Annotated in this window: 5 protein-coding genes; 3 read left to right on the top strand and 2 right to left on the bottom strand. The window is 69.3% G+C overall.

Annotation, left to right across the window (positions count from 1 at the left end; all coding sequences use genetic code 11):
- The 3 genes from RT567_RS13835 to RT567_RS13825 form a co-directional block, all read left to right on the top strand.
- Positions 1-1,185 (top strand): metal-dependent hydrolase family protein (locus tag RT567_RS13835; RefSeq protein WP_313576861.1); only part of this gene is annotated, 1,185 nt, incomplete at its 5' end.
- A gap of 67 nt (positions 1,186-1,252) precedes the next feature.
- Positions 1,253-2,269: a biotin synthase BioB gene (bioB, locus tag RT567_RS13830; RefSeq protein WP_313576860.1), complete on the top strand. Its 1,017-nt coding sequence runs from the start codon at positions 1,253-1,255 to the stop codon at positions 2,267-2,269.
- The gene (locus RT567_RS13825) at positions 2,266-2,772 is read left to right on the top strand and encodes a GNAT family N-acetyltransferase (protein WP_313576859.1); all 507 of its coding nucleotides are present in this window, start codon (positions 2,266-2,268) and stop codon (positions 2,770-2,772) included. The genes bioB and RT567_RS13825 overlap by 4 nt, the downstream gene beginning before the upstream one ends.
- A gap of 4 nt (positions 2,773-2,776) precedes the next feature.
- Here the strand turns inward: RT567_RS13825 and RT567_RS13820 are convergent, their stop codons facing one another.
- Entirely contained in the window at positions 2,777-2,974 is a 198-nt protein-coding gene (locus RT567_RS13820; RefSeq protein WP_313576858.1) for a hypothetical protein, read from the bottom strand.
- Between the two features lie 61 nt (positions 2,975-3,035).
- Positions 3,036-4,346 (bottom strand): hypothetical protein, encoded by a 1,311-nt coding sequence (locus RT567_RS13815; RefSeq protein WP_313576857.1) that lies wholly within the window; start codon positions 4,344-4,346, stop codon positions 3,036-3,038.
- Positions 4,347-4,536 lie beyond the last annotated feature (190 nt).

Genomic DNA, 4,536 nt, shown 5'->3' with positions numbered 1-4,536 from the left:
CGCGGCCCGTCCACCCTGGTGGTGCGCGACGGCAAGGTGATCGAGGTGCGCGACGGCTTCGTCGACGCCTCCGCCTTCCCCGGCGCCGTCGTGGTGGACCAGCGCGACCGCTTCGTCCTGCCCGGCCTGATCGACAGTCATGTTCACCTGGTGTCCGACGTCGCGGGCCAGGCGGGCTTCCTGGCCGAGATCACCGACAATCTGCCGTCCCGCGCCTACAGCGCCGCCATGAACGCCCGCAAGACGCTGATGGCCGGCTTCACCACTGTGCGGAACCTGGGCGACAGCGGCGGCGTCACCCTGGCCCTGCGCGAGGAGACGGCGGCCCACCGCCTGGCCGGGCCGCGCATCATCGACGCGGGAAACAGCATCTCGACCACGTCCGGCCACATGGACGGACGGCTGGGCTTCAACGACGACTTCCGTGAGCACATCGCCCACGATAACGTCTGCAACGGGGCCGAAAGCTGCCGCGAGGCGGTCCGCCTGCAGGTCGGGCGCGGCGTCGACGTCATCAAGATCGCCACCACCGGCGGGGTCAACAGCCGCATCGGCGCCGGCCTGGGCGCCCAGATGTTTGACGATGAAGCCAAGGCCCTGATCGACACGGCGCACCTCTACGGCAAGAAGGTCGCCGTCCACGCCCACGGCGCCGACGGCATCAACCTGGCCCTGCGGATGGGCGTCGATTCGGTCGAGCACGGCACCATCTTCGACGACGAGACGCTGCAACTGCTGCGCCGCACCCGCGCCTACTATGTCCCAACCCTGTCGGTCGTGAACGGCTACACCGAGCGTCTGGCCGCCGACCCGGAAGCCTATCCGCCGGAAGTCCTGGCCAAGATCCGCTGGCGCATCGAGATCACCGGCCAGTCGCTGCAACGCGCGGTCCCGGCGGGCGTGCGCATCGCCTTCGGCACCGACGCGGGCGTGTCCAAGCATGGCCGCAACGCCGATGAGTTCGAGCTGATGGTCAGGAACGGCATGACCCCGGCCGCCGCCATCGAAGCGGCCACCGTCAACGCCGCCGATCTGCTGGGCGTCTCGGCCGAGATCGGCACGTTGGAGCCGGGCAAGCGCGCCGACGTCATCGCCGTGGCGGGCGATCCGCTGGCCGATGTGACGACGCTGAAGTCCGTCGCCTTCGTCATGCGCGACGGCCGCGTCTACAAGGACGAACGCTGAGCGAAAGAGCGACGCTGCGTCACTTCCGGCTTGGCCGCGCCCGCGGGCGCGGCTAAGCCGTCGTCCCATGGCTGACGACGCTTCGATCCGACCCGCCCGCGATTTCTCGATCCCCCGTCACGACTGGACGCTGGAGGAGGTCGAGGCCCTGTTCGCCCGCCCCTTCATGGAGCTGGTGTTCGAGGCGGCGACGGTGCACCGCCGCACCTTCGACCCGAACGAGGTGCAGAAGTCGCAACTGCTGTCGATCAAGACCGGCGGCTGCGCCGAGAACTGCGGCTACTGCTCGCAGTCGGCCAGCTTCAAGACCGGGCTGAAGGCCGAGAAGCTGATGGAGCCGACCGCCGTCATCGCCGAGGCCATGGCGGCCAAGGCCGGCGGGGCCAGCCGCTTCTGCATGGGCGCCGCCTGGCGCGAGCTGAAGGACCGCGACACCCCCAAGCTGGCGGCCATGATCTCGGGCGTGAAGGCCCTGGGTCTGGAGACCTGCGCCACCCTGGGGATGCTGAACGCCGACCAGGCGAAGCAGCTGAAGGACGCGGGCCTCGACTACTACAACCACAACCTCGACACCGGGCCCGAGTACTACGCCGAGGTGGTGACGACCCGCTCCTATCAGGATCGGCTGGAGACGCTGCAGCACGTCCGCGACGCAGGGATGAACACCTGCTGCGGCGGCATCGTCGGCATGGGCGAGAAGCGCCGCGACCGCGCGGGCCTGCTCCATGCGCTGGCCACCCTGCCCGTCCACCCGGACAGCCTGCCCGTCAACGCCCTGGTCCCCGTCGGCGGCACGCCGCTGGGCGAGCGGGTGCTGAAGGAAGGCGAGATCGACCCGATCGAGTTCGTCCGCACCGTCGCCGTCGCCCGTCTGGTCTGCCCCAAGTCCATGGTCCGCCTGTCGGCCGGGCGCGAGGGCATGACGCCGGAGATGCAGGCCCTGTGCTTCCTGGCCGGCGCCAACTCCATCTTCGTCGGCGGCAAGCTGCTGACCACGCCGAACCCGGAAGAGGACGACGACGCCAAGCTGTTCGCCCTGCTGGACCTGAAGCCCATGCCCGCCAAGGGCTGCGACGCCCATTGATCCCAATTCGGCCGACGCGCGGAACGGACATCGACCGCCTGGAGGCGGTGGAGCGGTCGGCCGGGACGCTGTTCCGCACCCTGCCCGAACTGGCCTGGATCGCCGACGACCACGTCGCCGGACCGGACACGCACCGCACAGCCGTCGCGCAGAGCCTGTCCTGGGTCGCGGTCGATACGGCGGACCAGCCGATCGGCTTCCTGATCGCCGCCGAGGCGGACGCGGACCTGCATATCCTTGAGCTGTCAGTCTCTGCTGAACATCAGGGACGCGGCGCTGGGCGGGCGCTGATGGCGGCGGCGCGCCACGCAGCCGAAGCCCGCGCCAAACAGGCCCTGACGCTGACCACCTTCAGCACCGTTCCGTGGAACGCGCCCTTCTATGCACGCCTGGGCTATGGGGCGCTGACGTTTGCAGAAACGCCCGCCTATCTGCGCGAGACCCTGGCCGCAGAGACCGCCCACGGCCTGACCGACCGCATCGCCATGCGGCTCGCCCTCTAGGAACCTACTTGCTCATCCAGGGTCGCGAAGCTCCGCTCTTGATGCGGGCCGCCTGTTCGCGCTGGAAACGTCCTCCGCGCGGCGGCTTGGGCCGGGCGTCGATGGCCGCCTTCTTGAGCCGCAGCGCCCGCTGCACGGGCGTCTCGCCGGGAACGGCGTCTGCAGATTCGGCGGCGGGGGCGTGATCGTCGTCGGTGCTCATGCACGCGATGTAGCACGTCTGCCTCTCCCCCTGTCCATCGCGGCGACGCGGATCGGACGCATCAGGGGCGGCGGCGAATCGTCCAGTCCCCGTCGCGCAATCCCGGCACGGCTTCCCACTCCGGCTTGAGCGTTAAGGTCCAACCGTCGCCTTTCAGACCGTGATCCGTCGGTGCGACAGCGGCATAGGCTACGGTCAGCCGTGACCAGTCCATCGCAAGCAAGCCGTCCTTCTCGACTTCCAGAACGCCCCAGCTCGCCGCCGCGCGAATAACGCCATAGACCGTCCCTTCAGGCGGCAGCGGCGTCACCCGGTTGGGATCAAAGCCAAAGCTGGCCCCGGAAACCGGTGCAACCAAGACAGGGCCGTCCACCAGCGCAGCCTTGAGACGCGCGATGCGGGCCGTCTGCTCCAGCGCCCGCGCGGCCTCCTCGGCCTCCAGCGTCGCCGCTTCATAACGCACCCCGCGCGCCGCAAAAGCTTCGTCGCTGGAAGCGGCGGTCAGCTCCAACGCCTGGGAGAGCATCGCGGCCAGGCCCTCGCGCCGGTCCCAGGTCGCCCGCCAGTCTGGCGCAGCCGCGTCCAGCAACACGCCGTAGGCCGGGCCGGTGTAATAGGCGAAGGACCGCGCATATTCGCGGGCGCGGTCCCCCTTGCTCAGGTGCTCGGCCAGATGGCGAACCATCTCGTCGTCGCGCGAGAGGCGGCGTCCGGTGTATTCGGCGACCCCTTCGTGCCTTTCCATGGCGTCCTCGGCCGCCTCGGCCTCGGGGAAGCGAGCATATCGCCAAGCGCGGAAACTCAGCGCGTCCTCAGTCGCGCGACGGCGCTCAGCCGGGTCGTTCGCGACAAGCGCCGCCGAGAGCGCTCTCAACTCAAGACGAAGAGACAGCCGCCCCGCCTCCGTCGCCAGATGCGGCTGATCGGCGTTGACGGCCTTGAGGCCGATCTCATCCTGAATGCGGTGCCAGGCTTCGTGCATCAGCAGGATCGACCGCGCAGGCTCGTCCCCGGCCAGCGGGGCGATCAACATGGTCCACACGCGGCCATTCCAGCGCACGGCGGTGTTCGCGATCGGTACGGCGTCTGGCAGACGCCCCTGAAAGACCTCGCCGTTTCGTTCCAGCGGCGTATCGACGCCGTCAGCATTGGCGATAAATGCGCGCGTAGCCGGATCAGCGAGAATCATCGGTCCGCACAGGCTGACGCCCCACAGACGGCCGTCGTCAGCCTGACACAGAGCCTGCGCCTGATCGAAGGCGGCCGTCGCGGACGCGACGTCCAGCCGCGATTGCGCCGCTGCGCCTCCCGCCGCAGCAAGAAACAGGAGGGTAGACAGCCCCAACCGCCAGCAAACGGAACGCAACGGCATGGCTTCCCCTTCCGATGACAACGCCCGCGCCTCCCCTCGAGAGCGGACGTCGATCATATGGCGGAGCTTGGAACGGCGAAAATATGACGCGGAGGCGCTCGTCCGGCGAGCCTCGCCCTACCGCCCCGGTCGCCGGGTCATCGCCGAGGCGGGGGCCAGTTGCAGGCCGCGCGCCTCCAGGCCCGCCGTC

The sequence above is a fragment of the Brevundimonas sp. genome (genome assembly GCF_032107865.1).
Classification (GTDB): Bacteria; Pseudomonadota; Alphaproteobacteria; order Caulobacterales; family Caulobacteraceae; genus Brevundimonas.
This window is presented reverse-complemented; position numbering and strand designations above follow the sequence as displayed.

Coding starts and splice junctions, on each gene's coding strand:
- RT567_RS13815 (WP_313576857.1), bottom strand. CDS start 4,346: ATGCCGTTGCGTTCCGTTTGCTGGCGGTTGGGGCTGTCTACCCTCCTG.
- bioB (WP_313576860.1), top strand. CDS start 1,253: ATGGCTGACGACGCTTCGATCCGACCCGCCCGCGATTTCTCGATCCCC.
- RT567_RS13820 (WP_313576858.1), bottom strand. CDS start 2,974: ATGAGCACCGACGACGATCACGCCCCCGCCGCCGAATCTGCAGACGCC.